Here is a 16,020-nt window from a genome sequence, read left to right on the forward strand (position 1 = left end):
GCCGGCCCTGTGAGAGCGGGCTTGCTGGCGAAGGCGGTGTGTCAGTCATCATCTCAGTCGACTGACCGTCCGCCTTCGCGAGCAAGCCCGCTCCCACATTGACCGTGTTCAGTTCGAGTCAAACGGATAAGGCTGTTTCCAGCGTTCGAAGATCGGTTTCAGCCGGCCGCTTTTCACTAAAACTTCCATGCGCTGGTCGAACAGCGCCATCAATTTGCGGGCGTTGGGCGTGTTGGCGAAACACAGATACAGCGGCAGTTCCGCGATATGGGTGCGCCGAAACTGGCTCGGATCCTTGGCCCGTTTGAGCACGTAATCGACTTCGGTGAGCGCGTCGATGTAGTAGTCGGCGCGGTTGTGGGTCAGCATCGACACAATGCCGGTACGCCTCACCACTTCGTTATAGCGGCGCACGTTGGGCAGGTAATCCTGGAAATCGTAACCGCGGACCCAGGCGAGTCGATAATTGCCCACGGTTTCCAGGGTCGGGACCGGACTGCTGGCCAGGCCCAAGGCATAGATGTGATCGGTGTCGAAGTTCCAGCGCGGATAGAGCAGATCGTCTTCTTCGTCACGATAGGAGCCGACACAGGCGTCCACTTCGCCGCGCTGGGCCAGGCCCATGGACCGGATGTAAGGCTCGGTGCGGATGTCCACTTTGACCCCCGCCGGTTCGAAGACTTCGCGCAGCACGTCCCAGCCCAGCCCATGGCCGTCGGCGGCGGTGTAGTCTTCCCAGTCTTCGCTGGCCAGATGAATCACGGAGGGCATCACCGGTGCATCGCCCGCCTGGGCAATCGAGCCAAACACCGCAAAGACCATCGCCATCAACCAGCGTCGAGCCATCCTTAGTCTCCTGTTTCGCCACTCAGACGAAAAGCCACACCAATCCCTGCATCCCCATCCACGCAAACACCCCGGCCAACACATCATCGAGCATGATCCCGACACCACCGTGCACATGCCGGTCGATCCAGTGAATCGGCCAAGGCTTGAGAATGTCGAAGAAACGGAACATCAGAAAACCCGCGAGCAACCAGTACCAGCCTTCCGGCACCAGCCACAGGGTGATCCACATCCCGACCATTTCGTCCCAGACGATGCCCTCGTGATCGTGCACCCGCAAATCGTCGGCCACCTTGCCGCACAGCCAGAAGCCGAACAGCATGGTCACACCCAGCATCAACCAGTAACCCCAGTCGGGCATCATCTGCCACAACGGAATAAAGGGTAGCGCAACTAACGAACCCCAGGTGCCCGGTGCTTTTGGCAGGGTGCCAGAGCCGAAGCCGAACGCCAGGAAATGCCATGGATTGCGCCAGACCGATGGCGGCACGAACTCCGCGGGGACCTGTTTGGGATGATCTGTCACGGTGTCTCCCGAAAATGTTGATAGCCCCGTGTTTGCGGGGTGATGTCTTGGCCGTCGGCGTCCAGCAGTGTCACACCCTGCCCCGTCACTACCCGTCCGACCACATGGATCGGCCAGCCGTCGGCCACCAATTTCGGTAACTCGACGGACGGTAAGGTGAAGGCCAGCACGTAATCGTCACCACCACTCACGGCGGCGGCTTCGGCACCCGACTGACCGAGGAAGGCCACTAAAGCCTTCGACAGCGGCAACCGGTCCCGTTCAACTTGAATGCCGACCTTCGACGCGAGCGCAATATGCCCGCAGTCGGCGAGCAGGCCGTCGGAGATGTCCAGCGCCGAGGTCGCCTTGCCACGCAGCGCCATGCCCAGACCCAGCTGCGGTTGCGGTGACCAGTAATGGGCCAGCAGCGGATCGGCGACGGCCGCGACCGCCGTGCGCTGGCCAAGCACCAGCGGCAAGGCGCCAGCAGCATTGCCCAGTTCACCGCCGACACACAGCAGATCACCTGGCTGCGCGCCGCTGCGGGTCAACGCCTCACCCGCCGGCACACGACCGAACACGGTCATGGTCAGGCTCAGCGACCCACGGGTGGTGTCGCCGCCCACCAACGCCACTCCGCAGCTCTGCGCCATGACGTTCAAACCACGGGCGTAGCCTTCCAGCCAATCGGCGGTCACCGTTGGCAAGGTCAGGGCAAGGGTAAAGGCAACAGGGGTGGCGCCCATGGCAGCCAGGTCGCTGACGGCCACGGCCAGCGAGCGCTGACCGAGCAGAAACGGGTCGCAAGGATCTGCGAAATGCACACCGGCCACGAGCGTGTCGGTGGAAATCGCCAACTGCTCCCCTGGGGGAACAGCGAGCAAGGCGCAGTCGTCGCCGATCCCGAGGGCAACGCCTTCGCCGCCTTGCGCACAAGGCGCGGCGGCGAAGAAATTGCGGATCAGCTCAAACTCGCCCATTTGGCAGCCGTTCAAGCGCCGATTAGCGCTTGAACGCCTTCACTTCAGCTTCACGCAGACGCGGGGCCAGCTTGTCGAGTACGCCGTTGACGAACTTGTGGCCATCGGTGGAACCGAAGACCTTGGCCAGTTCAATACCTTCGTTGATCACAACGCGGTAAGGCACATCGACGCGCTTGAGCAGTTCCCAGGTGGACAGGCGCAGTACGGCCAGTTCAACCGGGTCCAGCTCTTCGATGGTGATGTCCAGGCACGGCGTCAGTGCAGCGTCGATCTCAGGCTTGTGAGCCGGAACGCCGTGCAGGATGTCGTGAAAGTAAGCGGCATCGACATCGCTGAAATCGTTATCGACCCGGAACTGCGCTTCGATCTCGTTCAGCGATTGCTTGGCCATGTGCCATTGGTACAGCGCCTGAGTCGCGAGCTGACGGGCTTCGCGACGTTTGACGCTTTTCGATGGCTTGCCGGCATCCGCAGGCTTTGGATCGCGCGGGTTGAAACGATCGCTATCGTCGCTAATCACTTGGCCTCCAACTGCGCCAGCAGGCTGACCATTTCCAGAGCGGACAGGGCAGCTTCAGCACCTTTGTTGCCGGCTTTGGTGCCGGAACGTTCGATGGCTTGCTCGATGGAATCAACGGTCAGCACGCCGAACGCGACTGGAACGCCGAACTCCATGGACACCTGGGCCAGGCCCTTGGTGCATTCGCCAGCCACGTATTCGAAGTGCGGAGTACCGCCACGAATGACCGCGCCCAGGGCGATGATTGCCGCGTATTCGCCCTTCTGAGCGACTTTCTGCGCAACCAGCGGGATTTCGAAGGCGCCAGGCGCACGGATGATGGTGATGTCGCTTTCGCTCACGCCATGGCGAACCAGGGCATCAACTGCACCGCTGACCAGGCTTTCAACTACGAAGCTGTTGAAACGGCCTACTACCAGAGCGTAGCGGCCTTTAGGGGCGATGAAGGTACCTTCGATGGTCTTCAGGGTCATTCGTTAGATCTCTTAAAGAGCCGGGACGCGTTTTCTACGCGTCCCTCAGTGATGTGTTAACCGCGAATCAAGGACTGGAAACAACCGGTCATTATTCGGAGGGCACGTATTCTACAACTTCCAGATCGAAACCGGATATCGCATTAAATTTCATCGGCGCACTCATCAGGCGCATTTTGCGCACACCCAGGTCTCGCAGAATCTGCGAACCGGCACCGACGATGCTGTAGGTGGTCGGTTTTTTCGCCGGTGCGTGCTCCGCTGTTTCGCGAATATGCGCCAGCAACACGTCGCCATCGAGCGGGTGACCGAGCAACAGCACGACGCCGCTACCGGCCTCGGCGACCGCGGCCATGGCGGCGCGCAGGCTCCAGCGGCCGGGCTGCTTGACCATCAACAGGTCGCGCAGCGGGTCCATGTTGTGCACCCGGACCAGAGTCGGCTCTTCGGCGCACACGGTGCCCAGGGTCAGCGCCATGTGCACGTCGCCTTCCACGGAATCACGATAGGTCACCAGGTTGAATTGACCCAGTTCGCTGTCCAGTGGCTGCTCGGCAATCCGCTGAACGGTACGTTCGTGGATCATCCGGTAGTGAATCAGGTCGGCGATGGTGCCGATCTTGATGTTGTGTTCGGCCGCGAACGCTTCAAGTTCCGCGCGACGGGACATGGTGCCGTCGTCGTTCATCACTTCGCAGATCACGCCGCTCGGCTCGAAACCGGCCATGCGCGCCAGGTCACAGGCCGCTTCGGTGTGGCCGGCGCGAGCCAGGGTGCCGCCGGCCTGGGCCATCAGCGGGAAGATGTGGCCAGGGCTGACGATGTCTTCAGCCTTGGCGTCTTTCGCAGCCGCGGCCTGCACGGTACGCGCGCGGTCGGCGGCGGAGATGCCGGTGGTCACGCCGGTGGCCGCTTCGATGGACACGGTGAACTTGGTGCCGAAACCGGACCCGTTGCGTGGCGCCATCAACGGCAGCTTCAGCAGTTCGCAGCGCTCGCGGCTCATCGGCATGCAGATCAGGCCACGGGCGTGCTTGGCCATGAAGTTGATGTGCTCAGGCTGGCAGCACTCGGCGGCCATGATCAGGTCGCCTTCATTCTCGCGGTCTTCGTCATCCATGAGGATGACCATCTTGCCTTGGCGGATGTCTTCAACCAGTTCTTCGATGCTATTGAGCGCCACAAGGCACCCCCCTTCTTTCAAAAATTGAGTTTCAGGAATTGAGGTAGCCGTTCTCGGCCAGAAAGCTTTCAGTGATGTTTCCGGCTGGCTTTTGTGAAGAGCTATTAGGCTCTGCGGCCTTGTCGCCCAGTAACAGGCGTTCCAGGTAACGGGCCAGCAAGTCGACTTCAAGATTCACCCGGCGACCTGGCTGGTAAGACGCCATGATGGTTTCACTCAGGGTGTGAGGAATGATCGTCAGCAAGAACTCGGCGCCATCGACCGCGTTGACCGTCAGGCTGGTGCCGTCGACGGTGATCGAACCTTTATGGGCGATGTACTTGGCCAGTTCTTTCGGGGCGCGGATGCGGAACTCCACGGCACGCGCATTCTCGGTGCGGGTGACCACTTCGCCCACGCCATCGACGTGTCCGCTGACCAGATGCCCGCCGAGGCGAGTGGTCGGGGTCAGGGCTTTTTCCAGGTTGACCGGGCTGCCGCTTTTCAGATCATTCATCGCGGTGCAGTCAAGGGTTTCGCGGCTGACGTCCGCTGCAAAGCCGTTGCCCGGCAGTTCAACCGCGGTCAGGCAAACGCCGTTGACCGCGATGCTGTCTCCCAGTTTGACGTCGCTCAAATCGAGCTTGCCAGTTTCTACGTGTACTCGTACATCTCCGCCTTTTGGGGTCAATGCACGAATACTGCCGATGGATTCGATGATGCCGGTAAACATGGAGTCCTCCTCGAGAACAGGGCCGTCGCGTGGCGCAAGCCCGGAATTATACGCTCGCCGCTGGCGCAGGAATGGCAATGACTCGCCAGTCATCGCCAACCGCGCGGATTTCGGTGATTTTGAGTTCGGGCGCGTCTTTCATCAGCGCCAGCGGCCAGTCCAGCAACGGCCGCGCCGAGGAACCTAAAAACTTGCCGGCGATAAAAATCTGGAACTCATCCACCAGACCTTGTTGGGCGAAAGCCCCGGCCAGGCGCGGGCCAGCCTCGACCAGCACCTCATTGACGCCACGGTTGGCGAGTTCGACCAGCAACTTGCGCAGGTCGACCAAGCCATCGTCGCCAGTCACGATCAGGCATTCCGGTCCGTTGGCGTATTGCTCTTCGATCGCCATGCACGTGGCCACCAGCGCCGGGCCGGCCTTGAAGAACGGCGCGTCCAGCGGCACCCGCAAGCGGCCGTCGATCAGCACGCGCAGCGGCGGACGGCTCATGGCCAGGGCGGTTTGCTCGGCGTCCAGACCTAATTCGTCTGCACGCACGGTCAAACGGGCGTTATCCGCCAGCACCGTATCGGCACCGGTCAGCACCACACTGGCCTGGGCGCGCAGGCGTTGCACCGCCGAACGCGCCGCCGGGCCGGTGATCCATTGGCTCTCGCCGCTTTCCATCGCGGTGCGACCGTCCAGGCTCATGGCCAACTTCACCCGCACGAACGGCAAGCCGTGTTCCATGCGCTTGAGGAAACCTTCGTTGAGCTTGCGCGCTTCACTTTCCAGCACGCCGCTTTCGGTAGCAATGCCGGCTTGGGCCAGGCGTTGCAGACCACGACCGGCAACTTCCGGGTTCGGGTCCTGCATCGCCGCGACCACTCGGGCTACGCCGGCATTCACCAGCGCATCGGCACAAGGCGGCGTACGGCCGTGATGGCTGCAAGGTTCGAGGGTCACGTACGCCGTGGCGCCCCGAGCCTTGTCACCAGCGACGCGCAGGGCGTGGACCTCGGCGTGAGGTTCGCCGGTACGCACATGCCAGCCTTCGCCGACGATCTGCCCGTCACGCACGATCACGCAGCCCACCCGCGGGTTGGGGTGTGTCGTGTAATGGCCTTTTCGCGCCAATTCCAGGGCACGGGCCATGTAATGGGCATCGAGGATGGCAAGTTCTGGGGCAGTGGTCATTCTTTCACCGGCTCACGGGCCAGGCGATCGATCTCTTCGCGGAACTCGTTGAGGTCCTGGAAGCGGCGATACACCGAAGCGAAGCGGATATAGGCGACTTCGTCGAGCTTTTGCAGCTCGGCCATCACCAGTTCACCGACCACGAGGGATTTGACCTCGCGCTCGCCGGTGGCGCGCAATTTGTGTTTGATGTGCACCAACGACGATTCGAGGCGCTCGACACTCACCGGGCGCTTTTCCAACGCGCGCTGCATACCGGCGCGGAGTTTTTCTTCGTCGAACGGCTGACGGCTACCGTCGGTTTTGATCAGGCGCGGCAACACCAGTTCAGCGGTTTCGAACGTCGTGAAACGTTCGCCGCAGGCCAGGCATTCGCGCCGGCGGCGCACCTGTTCGCCCTCGGCGACCAGACGCGAGTCGATGACCTTGGTGTCGTTGGCACCGCAGAAGGGACAGTGCATGGTGGCAGGCAACAAAAAAAGGGAGGGCCATGGTAGCGCATCCCCGTGGCAAGACAAGCCATAGGGTTTGCGGTATACAGACGGGATATAGAGCTTGATCCATGGATTTCACTTTGCTGGAGCCGCAAATGTCCCTAAGACCGCTCGTTTTGCTCAGTCTTTTCAGCCTGCTGGTGGCCTGCAGCAGCGATGCGCCCAAGCCCCAGCCACCGACGCCAGGCCCCGCACCGCAACAGGCGCAGAAGAAAGCCAAGGAGTCTGCCGACCTCGGCCCGCTGCCCGCGTACCAGCGTGAATTGAGCGGCACCTTGCAAGGCGTGCCGTCCGGTGCCGAAGTCGAACTGGCGCTGCTGGTGATCGACAATCAGGACCGTCCGCAACAATTGCTCGCCAGTTCCAGCCTGATCGGCACCAATCAAGTGTTGCCGTTTCGCCTGCGCTTCAACCCGGAATCCTTTCCGATGGGTGCCCGCGTTGAACTGCGGGGCCGCGCCAGCCAGTCCGGCCAGTTGATTCTGCACCTGCCGTCGCAGGTCATCACCCAACCGACGACCCAGGCGATGGGCCAACTGCAATTCGTCAAAGCACCATGACGGCACCGCTCGACCTGCAACAGGCGTTAAGTGAACTGCTCGGTGATGCACAGCTTGTCGCTTGTGCGTTGCCGGATACCGAACTGAAGCTCTGGCTGATCGACGGCGACAACATGGACCGCGCCTTCAGCCCCGAGGAAACCCGGCGGATTCTGCATGAACCGCCGTACTGGAGTTTCTGCTGGGCCAGTGGGTTGGCGGTCGCCCGTTATCTCGCGGAGAACCCGCACTGGGTCGAAGGTAAACGGGTGCTGGATTTCGGCGCCGGTTCTGGGGTGGCGGGGATTGCCGCGGTGAAGGCCGGGGCGCTGGAAGTGGTGGCCTGTGACCTGGACCCGCTGGCGATTGCCGCGTGCCGCGCGAATGCCGAACTCAACGACGTACACCTCAACTACTCGACGGACTTTTTCGCCGAGGCGGATCGCTTTGATCTGATTCTGGTGGCCGACGTGTTGTATGACCGGGCGAACCTGCCGTTGCTCGATGAGTTTTTGAGCCGTGGTCGGGAGGCGCTGGTAGCGGATTCGCGGGTGAGGGATTTTCGTCATCCGTTGTATCAACGCATCGAGATGTTGGAAGCGATGACCCTGCCGGATTTGGCCGAACCCGAAGAGTTTCGGCATGTGAGCCTCTACCATGCGCGGCGCGGCTAAAAGCTTCGCGAGCAAGCCCGCTCCCACAGGAGATCTGCGGCGTGACTCACATGTGGGAGCGGGCTTGCTCGCGAAGGCTTCCCGTCGGGCAGTACACCTCTCAATGCCACCCCGCTTCCGGCCACACCCCGCCAGGCCGTATAGTTGCCCTATTCACGCTTCCAAGAGATCCCCCATGAGTCAGGAAACGCCGTACATCTTCGACGCCACGACTGCCGACTTCGACCAGTCAGTGATCGAGAACTCTTTCCACAAACCGGTGCTGGTGGATTTCTGGGCCGAATGGTGTGCGCCGTGCAAGGCCATGATGCCGATGCTGCAAACCGTCGCCGAGAGTTATCAGGGCGAGTTGCTGCTGGCCAAGGTCAACTGCGACGTCGAGCCGGATATTGTTTCGCGCTTCGGCATTCGCAGCTTGCCGACAGTGGTGCTGTTCAAGGACGGTCAGCCGGTCGACGGTTTTGCCGGTGCGCAGCCGGAATCCGCAGTCCGCACGATGCTTGAACCTCACGTACAAATGCCACCGCCGGCAGCTGCCGATCCGTTTGAGCAGGCTCAAGCGCTGTTCGATGACAACCGTTTTGCCGATGCAGAAGTGGTCCTGAAAGAGCTGTTGGGCGAGGACAATACCAACGCCAAGGCGCTGATCCTCTACGCCCGTTGCCTCACCGAACGTGGCGAGTTGGGCGAAGCGCAAACCGTGCTCGACGCGGTCAAGAGCGATGAACACAAGGCCGCCCTGGCCGGTGCCAAGGCGCAGATCCAGTTTCTCGGCCAGGCCAAGGACCTGCCGGATGCGGCGGATCTGAAAGCCCGACTGGCGAAAAATCCGCAGGACGATGAGGCGGTGTATCAACTGGCGATCCAGCAGTTGGCTCGCCAGCAGTACGACGCGGCACTGGATGCGTTGCTCAAGCTGTTCATCCGCAATCGCGGCTACAGCGAAGGCCTGCCGCACAAAACTTTGCTGCAAGTGTTCGAACTGCTGGGTAATGATCACCCGTTGGTGACCACTTACCGTCGCAAGTTGTTTGCTGCGTTGTATTAAGTCGCCTCGATCCAGCTGTAGAGCGGCGTATCCCCGCCGCTCGTCACCTTCACATCAGAGCAATGGCGCAAGCGCACCAGCAAGCGCTTGCCCGACGCCGCGCTGCCGGTCAGCCCTTCCAGCTGCTCCAGCAAATCCGGCCCGCTCAAGTGCCCGGCCTTGCGCAGCAAATCCTTTGCGATCTGCCACTGCGTATCGTCCTGGTTCAGCGGTTTGGCCGGCGTTGCACTCGCCTCGGGCTTGATCACCTGTAACTGCGCGCCGAGCCGCGCCCAGTCGCCGTCATCCATCTCCAGCGTCAAATCCACCGGCCAGTCGCCGATGCTTCCGCGTATACGCAACATAGGTCTGCTCCTGCACATTTCTGACTCACATGCTCCCACGGGACTTGTGCAACGCCAAGCGGGCGGTCAAACTCTCCGCACTTTCGTTATAAGATTACATAACAAACTCTTCATTTTCCCGTTCCGGAGACCGCCATGCGTCGTCTGCTTCTCGCTCTGCCGCTTGCCCTATTGCCGCTGGCTGTCGTCCACGCGGCTGACGAACACGATCATGAGCACGGCAGCCTCGGCGCCCACGAACATGGCGTCGGCCGCCTGAATGCGGCGCTGGACGGCCAGACCCTGGAACTGGAACTGGAAAGCCCGGCGATGAACCTTGTGGGGTTCGAACACGCCGCCACTTCCGACGCCGACAAAGCCAAGGTCGCCGCCGTTCGTGCGCAGCTTGAGAAACCACTGGTGCTCTTCAACCTGCCGAACGCCGCCGGTTGCAAGGTCGCTACTCAGGAACTGGAAAGCCCGCTGTTCGGTGACAAGCCGGATGCCGATGATGATCACCATGAAGATGCAAAAGATGAGCACCACCACGACCACAGCGAAATCCACGCCCATTACCAATTCAGCTGCTCGGCACCCGGCGCGCTGAAAACCCTGGACCTGGCGAACATCTTCAACACCTTCCCGGCGACCCAGAAGATTCAGGTACAACTGATCAGCCCGAGCGGGCAGCAAGGGGTAGAGGTGACAGCCAAGGCTGCCGCCCTGAAATTCTAAATTCACCGCAGATCCAATGTGGGAGCGGGCTTGCTCGCGAAGACGGAGTGTCAGTCGACATCAATGTTGCATGACATACCGCCTTCGCGAGCAAGCCCGCTCCCACAGGGTTCACCACTTATCTGACCGGTTTCACATGACCCAAGCACTCATCGAACTGTCCGACCTGAGCTTCAGCTGGCCCGGTCATCCGCCACTGCTGGATATCCCGGCGTTTCGTCTGGAACCGGGCGAAACCCTGTTCCTCAAAGGCCCCAGCGGCAGCGGCAAGACCACCCTGCTCGGCCTGCTCGGCGGTGTGCAGAAGCCCGATCGCGGCAGCATCCGACTGCTGGGCCAGGAATTGACCGAACTCTCGGCCGGCGCCCGCGATCACTTCCGGGTCGATCACACTGGCTACATTTTCCAGCAGTTCAATCTGTTGCCGTTTCTCTCGGTTCGCGAGAATGTCGAGCTGCCCTGCCACTTCTCCAGACTACGCGCCGAACGGGCAATCCAGCGCCACGGCAGCGTCGATCAGGCCGCGGCCACCCTCCTCGCCCACTTGGGTCTGAAGGACGAAAGCATCCTCAGCCGCCGCGCGGATTCGCTGTCCATCGGCCAGCAGCAACGCGTCGCCGCCGCGCGTGCGTTGATCGGTCAGCCGGAACTGGTGATCGCCGACGAACCGACCTCGGCCCTGGATTACGACGCTCGCGAAAACTTCATTCGCCTGCTGTTCGCCGAATGCCGCGAGGCCGGATCAAGCCTGTTGTTCGTGAGTCATGACCAGAGCCTGGCGCCGCTGTTCGATCGCCACCTGTCGCTGGCCGAACTCAATCGCGCCGCCACTCCGTTCGAGGTCTGAGATGTATTTGTTTCGTCTAGCCATGGCCAGCCTGGCTAACCGCCGCTTCACCGCGATCCTCACCGCGTTCGCCATCGCCCTGTCGGTCTGCCTGTTGCTGGCGGTGGAGCGGGTTCGCACTGAAGCCAAGGCCAGTTTCGCCAGCACCATCAGCGGCACCGACCTGATCGTCGGTGCCCGTTCCGGTTCGGTGAATCTGTTGCTGTACTCGGTGTTCCGCATCGGTAATGCCACCAACAACATCCGTTGGGACAGCTTCGAGCACTTCGCCAACAACCCCAAAGTGAAGTGGGCGATCCCGATGTCCCTCGGCGATTCCCATCGCGGTTATCGGGTGATGGGCACCACGGAAGCGTACTTCGAGCATTACCAATACGGTCGTCAACAACACCTTGAGCTGGCCGATGGCCGCGCCTTCGCAAGTGACCCATTCGAAGTGGTGCTCGGTGCCGAAGTGGCCGATGTGCTGCACTACAAACTCGGCGACCAACTGGTGCTGGCCCACGGCGTGGCGGTGATCAGCCTGGTCAAGCACGACGACAAACCGTTCACCGTGGTCGGCATTCTCAAACGCACCGGCACCCCGGTGGACCGCACGTTGCACATCAGCCTCGGCGGGATGGAGGCGATTCACGTCGACTGGCACAACGGCGTCCCGGCCCGGGGCAATGGCCGGATCACTGCCGATCAGGCGCGCAACATGGACCTGACGCCGCAAGCGATTACCGCGTTCATGCTCGGCCTCAACAGCAAGATTTCCACCTTTGCCCTGCAGCGTGAGATCAACGAATTCCGTGGCGAACCGATGCTGGCGATCCTGCCAGGCGTGGCGCTGCAGGAGTTGTGGAGCTTGATGAGCACGGCAGAAAAAGCCTTGTTCGTGGTCTCGCTGTTCGTTGTGCTGACCGGATTGATCGGCATGCTCACGGCGATTCTCACCAGCCTCAATGAACGACGTCGAGAGATGGCGATTCTGCGTTCGGTGGGTGCCCGACCATGGCACATCGCGACGTTGCTGGTGCTGGAAGCGTTTGCTTTGGCGCTGTCGGGCGTGATTGCCGGGGTGGCTCTTTTGTATGTGGGCATCGCCGTGGCCCAGGGTTATGTGCAAGCCAACTACGGCTTGTATCTGCCGCTGGCCTGGCCGAGCGAATATGAATGGACGCTGCTCGCTGGCATCCTGATCGCCGCATTGCTGATGGGCAGCGTGCCGGCCTGGCGCGCGTATCGCCAATCCCTGGCCGATGGCCTGTCGATCCGTTTATGAGGATGTTGATGATGCTGCGCGCTGTGCTTGCCCTGTTGATGCTGGTCGCCCTGCCGCTGTGGGCGGCCGAGCCGAAAGAGCTGACCTGGTCGGAGATGATTCCTGCGGACGCCATGCCGGAAGTGCCGAACATGACGCCATTGCACGACCTGTCGCAGATGAGCGACGCGCTGTCCGCCGAAGCCGCGCCAGCCGCCAAACAGGACATGCCCAATGCGCCTGTGGTGAAAACCCTGGATGGCCAGAACATTCGCTTGCCGGGTTACATCGTGCCGCTGGAAGTCAGTGAAGAGGGGCGCACCACGGAGTTTCTACTTGTGCCGTATTTCGGCGCGTGTATTCACGTCCCGCCACCGCCGTCGAACCAGATCGTCCATGTCAAAAGCGAAGTCGGCGTGAAGCTTGACGAGTTGTATCAGCCGTACTGGATCGAGGGTGCGTTGCAGGTCAAGGCGTCCACCAGCGAGTTGGCGGATGCCGGGTATCAGATGGAGGCCGACAAGATTTATGTGTATGAATTGCCGGAGTGAAACCGGTAGTCATGGGTTGTTTGATAGATAGCCTTCGCGAGCAAGCTCGCTCCCACAGGTGATCGCATAACCCTGTGGGAGCGGGCTTGCTCGCGAAGAGGCCATCAAAAGCACTCACAAACTCAGGCCATCACTGTTTCATTGAGCTGAATCAAAAGACCGTATCAGACGGCTCCGTACCATTGGACATCGAACATTTTTAACGTCCTTTGGAGCCCCCATGCACAAGTCTTTGCTCAGCGCTTCGTTGTTTGCCCTCGCGCTCGCAACCCCGCTCGCCTACGCCCACACCGCGGGCGACATCATCGTTCGTGCCGGTGCAATCACCGTCAACCCGAAAGCCGACAGCTCCAGCGTCAAGGTCGACCAGGGCCCGCTGGCCGGCGCTGATCTGGGTGGCAAGGCCACCATGAGCAGCGACACGCAACTGGGCCTCAACTTCGCTTACATGCTCTCCAGCCATTGGGGTATCGAGCTGCTGGCGGCCTCGCCGTTCGAGCATGACGTGAAAATCAAAGGCACGGCTCTGGGCGCGGCCAACGGTAAACTCGGTTCGCTCAAACACCTGCCTCCGACCTTGAGCTTGGTCTACTACCCGCTCGACGCCAAGTCTGCCTTCCAGCCCTATGTCGGCGCCGGCATCAACTACACCTGGATCTTCGACGAGCACGTCGGCAGCGAAGCGAGCGCCAACGGCTTCAGCAACTTCAAGGCGAAAAACTCCTGGGGCATGGCATTCCAGGTCGGCGCCGACTACATGATTACCGACAACGTCATGATCAACGCCCAAGTGCGCTACATCGACATCGACACCACCGCGACGGTGGAAAACAACGCCGTGGCACCGGGCACCCGCGCCAAGGTCAACGTTGATGTGGACCCGTTCATCTACATGGTCGGGCTCGGTTACAAGTTCTAAACCCTTTCGCGAGCAAGCCCGCTCCCACAGGGCCTGCGCGGAACCTGTGAGAGCGGGCTTGCTCGCGAAGACGTCAGTCCTGACAATCGAAATCCAGAAGTAAAAAAGGCGCCTCGAAAGGCGCCTTTTTCATGGTCGCGTAAAACTCAGCGCCCCAACAACCGCGCCAGCCCCACACTCATCGGTGTCTGCTCCGGGTAGGTAAAGCGCTCCAGCAAACGCCGGTTGTTCGCCCGAGAATGACGAATGTCACCCGAGCGCGCCGGACCATAGCTCACCGGCGGCAATTGACCGACCACCGCTTCAAGGGCTTCAAGCATTTGCTTGAGGGTCGTCGCCTGGTTCCAGCCGACATTGACTGCACCGACTTCGACCTGCGGCTTCTCGATGGCTTGCACCAGCAAGTCGACCAAATCCTCGACGTACACAAAGTCGCGAGTCTGCTCGCCGTCGCCGAACACGGTGATCGGCAGGCCTTTCTGCGCGCGTTCGCTGAAAATGCTGATCACCCCGGAATACGGCGAGGATGGATCCTGACGCGGGCCGAAGATGTTGAAGAAGCGGAAAACCACCGGTTCCAGAGCATGCTGGCGACGGTAGAAATCGAAGTAATGCTCACTGGCCAACTTGTCCGACGCGTACGGTGTCAGCGGCGCCTTGGGCGTGTCTTCGTCGATCGACTCGCCTTCGCCATTGTTGCCGTAGACCGCCGCGCTGGAGGCAAACAACACCCGCTTGACGCCGGCCTGGCGCATGGCTTCGCAGACATTCAGCGAGCCGATGAAGTTGCTCTGGTGAGTTTTCACCGGATCGTCCACCGAGGCCTGCACCGAAGCCACGGCCGCCAGGTGCGCCACGGCGCTGCAACCGAGCATCGCCCGAGCTACCAAGGCAGCATCGGCGACGTCGCCAACGATCAGCTCGACCTTGGGATTGTCCAGCGGCAGGTTGCTGCGCTTGCCGGTGGAGAGGTCATCGAGAATCCGCACCGAATGGCCCTTGGCGAGCAAGGCGTCGGTCAGGTGCGAGCCGATGAAACCGGCACCGCCGGTGATTAAAACAGGGCCGTCAGCCATGGCGATAGAACCTATCCAGTAAGCCCGGGAGAGCAGCGCGCCAGGCGCGGGGCTTGATCCCGAACGTGTGCAGAATTTTCTTGCAGGCCAGCACTGCGTGCTGTGGCTCTTCGGCAGCGTCAGGCCGCGCGGCGTGAGCCTGGGCGGTTGGCGCTTCGATGGCCAGCGGATGCAGGCTGCGTGCTTCAGTGAGGATAGCTTGCCCCAGCGCCAGCGGCGTGGTCGCCTCATGCCCGGCGTAATGATAGGTGCCCCACAGCGGCGCCGAACAATCGAGTTGCTTGAGCACCGAAATAATCACCCGGGCGGCGTCGTCCACCGGCGTCGGGTTGCCTCGACGGTCATCGGCCATCAGCAGTTCTTCTGGCTTTTCGGCCCGGCCGAGGAAACGCCCGAGTGTACCGTCGGGGCTGTCATCCAGCAGCCAGCCGAAACGCAACAGCACGTGTTGCGGGCACGTGGCGCGTACGCTCTGTTCGATCCGCCACAAGGCCTGACCGCGCAAGCCCAAGGGCACCGGCTCGTCTTTTTCGCTGTAGGCAGTCGCGCGGGAGCCATCGAATACACGATAGCTCGACGGTTGCAGCAGAACGATATTGTGATGCTGGCACAGTTCGGCCAGACGCTCGATCGCCCGCTCCTGCCCGGCCAGACGCTGCTCGCTGACCGTCTCCGCCTGGAACCAGTCGAAGTAGTAGGCGAGGTTGATCAGCGCGTCCGGGCGGGTGTCGTCGAGCAGTTGCGTCAGGCTCGCGGCATCCCAGCCGTCTTGTGGTGGGCGGGGGGCGAGGAAACCGATGTCTTCCTCCGCACCGAGGCGAATCAGCGCCTGCCCAAGGGCATTTCCGCCGCCCAGTAACATAAGGCGCATTCGCATAGAGTCAGCAGGCCCAGTCTGATTGGAACGATGGCTTAATCGACAGCGCCCGCAGGCGAAGTCGTTGTTAGTTGCCGGAATCGTTGCATTTTGCGGGTTTAGTGCGCAACCGTCATCCGTAAAGTGTAGATCTCCAGGATTTGCGGTGCTGCGACTGGCCTCTTCGCGAGCAAGCGCGCTCCCACAGCTTTGTGTTCACAAATATTGCATTCACAGAAGATCCCTGTGGAGACCCTGAAGGTCAGCGAGGGCCTTGAGCGGTACTTGCAACTTCCCGCCCCCACCC

The 16,020-nt window shown here is 61.4% G+C and carries 20 protein-coding genes; 8 read left to right on the forward strand and 12 right to left on the reverse strand.

Features of this window, described 5'->3' with window-relative positions; all coding sequences use genetic code 11:
- Window positions 1–108: 108 nt before the first annotated feature.
- The 9 genes from ACA055_RS26485 to nrdR all read right to left on the reverse strand — a co-directional run bounded on the left by ACA055_RS26485 (window position 109) and on the right by nrdR (window position 6,866).
- Entirely contained in the window at window positions 109–846 is a 738-nt protein-coding gene (locus ACA055_RS26485) for a substrate-binding periplasmic protein (RefSeq protein WP_497681275.1), read from the reverse strand.
- Between the two features lie 22 nt (window positions 847–868).
- Window positions 869–1,372 (reverse strand): phosphatidylglycerophosphatase A family protein, encoded by a 504-nt coding sequence (locus ACA055_RS26490; RefSeq protein WP_497681276.1) that lies wholly within the window; start codon window positions 1,370–1,372, stop codon window positions 869–871.
- Window positions 1,369–2,334 (reverse strand): thiamine-phosphate kinase, encoded by a 966-nt coding sequence (thiL, locus tag ACA055_RS26495; protein WP_497681277.1) that lies wholly within the window; start codon window positions 2,332–2,334, stop codon window positions 1,369–1,371. Before thiL ends, ACA055_RS26490 begins: the two co-directional genes overlap by 4 nt.
- A 22-nt stretch (window positions 2,335–2,356) precedes the next feature.
- Window positions 2,357–2,857 (reverse strand): transcription antitermination factor NusB, encoded by a 501-nt coding sequence (gene nusB / locus ACA055_RS26500; RefSeq protein ID WP_462019799.1) that lies wholly within the window; start codon window positions 2,855–2,857, stop codon window positions 2,357–2,359.
- Complete coding sequence (gene ribH / locus ACA055_RS26505; protein WP_003185938.1) at window positions 2,854–3,330, reverse strand: 6,7-dimethyl-8-ribityllumazine synthase; 477 nt, start codon at window positions 3,328–3,330, stop codon at window positions 2,854–2,856. The genes nusB and ribH overlap by 4 nt, the downstream gene beginning before the upstream one ends.
- 91 nt (window positions 3,331–3,421) lie before the next feature.
- Window positions 3,422–4,513: a bifunctional 3,4-dihydroxy-2-butanone-4-phosphate synthase/GTP cyclohydrolase II gene (ribBA, locus tag ACA055_RS26510; protein WP_403102729.1), complete on the reverse strand. Its 1,092-nt coding sequence runs from the start codon at window positions 4,511–4,513 to the stop codon at window positions 3,422–3,424.
- Window positions 4,514–4,544: 31 nt separating this feature from the next.
- The gene (locus tag ACA055_RS26515; RefSeq protein WP_497681278.1) at window positions 4,545–5,225 is read right to left on the reverse strand and encodes a riboflavin synthase; all 681 of its coding nucleotides are present in this window, start codon (window positions 5,223–5,225) and stop codon (window positions 4,545–4,547) included.
- Window positions 5,226–5,271: 46 nt separating this feature from the next.
- Window positions 5,272–6,405, reverse strand: a complete 1,134-nt coding sequence (gene ribD, locus ACA055_RS26520) for a bifunctional diaminohydroxyphosphoribosylaminopyrimidine deaminase/5-amino-6-(5-phosphoribosylamino)uracil reductase RibD (protein ID WP_497681279.1) — start codon at window positions 6,403–6,405, stop codon at window positions 5,272–5,274.
- On the reverse strand, window positions 6,402–6,866 hold the full coding sequence (nrdR, locus tag ACA055_RS26525; protein ID WP_003228656.1) for a transcriptional regulator NrdR: 465 nt from the start codon (window positions 6,864–6,866) through the stop codon (window positions 6,402–6,404). The genes ribD and nrdR overlap by 4 nt, the downstream gene beginning before the upstream one ends.
- Window positions 6,867–6,994: 128 nt before the next feature.
- On the opposite strand from nrdR, the gene ACA055_RS26530 reads away from it, so the two are divergent.
- The 3 genes from ACA055_RS26530 (at window position 6,995) to trxA (ending at window position 9,160) form a co-directional block, all read left to right on the forward strand.
- Window positions 6,995–7,459: a YbaY family lipoprotein gene (locus tag ACA055_RS26530; RefSeq protein WP_497681280.1), complete on the forward strand. Its 465-nt coding sequence runs from the start codon at window positions 6,995–6,997 to the stop codon at window positions 7,457–7,459.
- Window positions 7,456–8,112, forward strand: coding sequence for a class I SAM-dependent methyltransferase (locus ACA055_RS26535; protein ID WP_497681281.1), 657 nt, complete (start codon window positions 7,456–7,458; stop codon window positions 8,110–8,112). Before ACA055_RS26530 ends, ACA055_RS26535 begins: the two co-directional genes overlap by 4 nt.
- Window positions 8,113–8,287: 175 nt before the next feature.
- Window positions 8,288–9,160 (forward strand): thioredoxin, encoded by an 873-nt coding sequence (gene trxA / locus ACA055_RS26540; protein WP_497681282.1) that lies wholly within the window; start codon window positions 8,288–8,290, stop codon window positions 9,158–9,160.
- Here the strand turns inward: trxA and ACA055_RS26545 are convergent.
- Window positions 9,157–9,504, reverse strand: a complete 348-nt coding sequence (locus ACA055_RS26545) for a hypothetical protein (RefSeq protein ID WP_497681283.1) — start codon at window positions 9,502–9,504, stop codon at window positions 9,157–9,159. The two genes, trxA and ACA055_RS26545, sit on opposite strands and share 4 nt — an antisense overlap.
- 135 nt (window positions 9,505–9,639) lie before the next feature.
- On the opposite strand from ACA055_RS26545, the gene ACA055_RS26550 reads away from it, so the two are divergent.
- The 5 genes from ACA055_RS26550 to ACA055_RS26570 all read left to right on the forward strand — a co-directional run bounded on the left by ACA055_RS26550 (window position 9,640) and on the right by ACA055_RS26570 (window position 13,781).
- Window positions 9,640–10,218: a DUF2796 domain-containing protein gene (locus ACA055_RS26550; RefSeq protein ID WP_497681284.1), complete on the forward strand. Its 579-nt coding sequence runs from the start codon at window positions 9,640–9,642 to the stop codon at window positions 10,216–10,218.
- A gap of 136 nt (window positions 10,219–10,354) precedes the next feature.
- Entirely contained in the window at window positions 10,355–11,065 is a 711-nt protein-coding gene (locus ACA055_RS26555) for an ABC transporter ATP-binding protein (RefSeq protein WP_497681285.1), read from the forward strand.
- 1 nt (window position 11,066) lies between these two features.
- The gene (locus ACA055_RS26560) at window positions 11,067–12,332 is read left to right on the forward strand and encodes an ABC transporter permease (protein WP_497681286.1); all 1,266 of its coding nucleotides are present in this window, start codon (window positions 11,067–11,069) and stop codon (window positions 12,330–12,332) included.
- An 11-nt stretch (window positions 12,333–12,343) separates the two neighbouring features.
- Window positions 12,344–12,862 (forward strand): DUF3299 domain-containing protein, encoded by a 519-nt coding sequence (locus ACA055_RS26565; RefSeq protein WP_497684498.1) that lies wholly within the window; start codon window positions 12,344–12,346, stop codon window positions 12,860–12,862.
- Window positions 12,863–13,082: 220 nt separating this feature from the next.
- Window positions 13,083–13,781, forward strand: coding sequence for an OmpW/AlkL family protein (locus ACA055_RS26570; protein ID WP_497681287.1), 699 nt, complete (start codon window positions 13,083–13,085; stop codon window positions 13,779–13,781).
- Between the two features lie 146 nt (window positions 13,782–13,927).
- Here ACA055_RS26570 and pgnE read toward each other — a convergent pair whose 3' ends face one another.
- Window positions 13,928–14,857: a UDP-N-acetylglucosamine epimerase PgnE gene (gene pgnE / locus ACA055_RS26575; protein ID WP_497681288.1), complete on the reverse strand. Its 930-nt coding sequence runs from the start codon at window positions 14,855–14,857 to the stop codon at window positions 13,928–13,930.
- The gene (locus ACA055_RS26580) at window positions 14,850–15,734 is read right to left on the reverse strand and encodes a sugar nucleotide-binding protein (protein ID WP_497681289.1); all 885 of its coding nucleotides are present in this window, start codon (window positions 15,732–15,734) and stop codon (window positions 14,850–14,852) included. Before ACA055_RS26580 ends, pgnE begins: the two co-directional genes overlap by 8 nt.
- Window positions 15,735–16,020: the final 286 nt, after the last annotated feature.

Source organism: Pseudomonas sp. LBUM1657, from assembly GCF_059716075.1.

What these genes read in the sequence shown, in the direction of transcription:
- pgnE (WP_497681288.1), bottom strand. Translation starts at nt 14,857, where the DNA reads ATGGCTGACGGCCCTGTTTTAATCACCGGCGGTGCCGGTTTCATCGGC.
- nrdR (WP_003228656.1), bottom strand. Translation starts at nt 6,866, where the DNA reads ATGCACTGTCCCTTCTGCGGTGCCAACGACACCAAGGTCATCGACTCG.
- ACA055_RS26570 (WP_497681287.1), top strand. Translation starts at nt 13,083, where the DNA reads ATGCACAAGTCTTTGCTCAGCGCTTCGTTGTTTGCCCTCGCGCTCGCA.
- thiL (WP_497681277.1), bottom strand. Translation starts at nt 2,334, where the DNA reads ATGGGCGAGTTTGAGCTGATCCGCAATTTCTTCGCCGCCGCGCCTTGT.
- ACA055_RS26545 (WP_497681283.1), bottom strand. Translation starts at nt 9,504, where the DNA reads ATGTTGCGTATACGCGGAAGCATCGGCGACTGGCCGGTGGATTTGACG.
- ACA055_RS26580 (WP_497681289.1), bottom strand. Translation starts at nt 15,734, where the DNA reads ATGCGAATGCGCCTTATGTTACTGGGCGGCGGAAATGCCCTTGGGCAG.
- ACA055_RS26515 (WP_497681278.1), bottom strand. Translation starts at nt 5,225, where the DNA reads ATGTTTACCGGCATCATCGAATCCATCGGCAGTATTCGTGCATTGACC.
- ACA055_RS26560 (WP_497681286.1), top strand. Translation starts at nt 11,067, where the DNA reads ATGTATTTGTTTCGTCTAGCCATGGCCAGCCTGGCTAACCGCCGCTTC.
- trxA (WP_497681282.1), top strand. Translation starts at nt 8,288, where the DNA reads ATGAGTCAGGAAACGCCGTACATCTTCGACGCCACGACTGCCGACTTC.
- ACA055_RS26535 (WP_497681281.1), top strand. Translation starts at nt 7,456, where the DNA reads ATGACGGCACCGCTCGACCTGCAACAGGCGTTAAGTGAACTGCTCGGT.
- ribD (WP_497681279.1), bottom strand. Translation starts at nt 6,405, where the DNA reads ATGACCACTGCCCCAGAACTTGCCATCCTCGATGCCCATTACATGGCC.
- ACA055_RS26555 (WP_497681285.1), top strand. Translation starts at nt 10,355, where the DNA reads ATGACCCAAGCACTCATCGAACTGTCCGACCTGAGCTTCAGCTGGCCC.
- ACA055_RS26565 (WP_497684498.1), top strand. Translation starts at nt 12,344, where the DNA reads ATGCTGCGCGCTGTGCTTGCCCTGTTGATGCTGGTCGCCCTGCCGCTG.
- ACA055_RS26530 (WP_497681280.1), top strand. Translation starts at nt 6,995, where the DNA reads ATGTCCCTAAGACCGCTCGTTTTGCTCAGTCTTTTCAGCCTGCTGGTG.
- ACA055_RS26550 (WP_497681284.1), top strand. Translation starts at nt 9,640, where the DNA reads ATGCGTCGTCTGCTTCTCGCTCTGCCGCTTGCCCTATTGCCGCTGGCT.
- ACA055_RS26485 (WP_497681275.1), bottom strand. Translation starts at nt 846, where the DNA reads ATGGCTCGACGCTGGTTGATGGCGATGGTCTTTGCGGTGTTTGGCTCG.
- ribH (WP_003185938.1), bottom strand. Translation starts at nt 3,330, where the DNA reads ATGACCCTGAAGACCATCGAAGGTACCTTCATCGCCCCTAAAGGCCGC.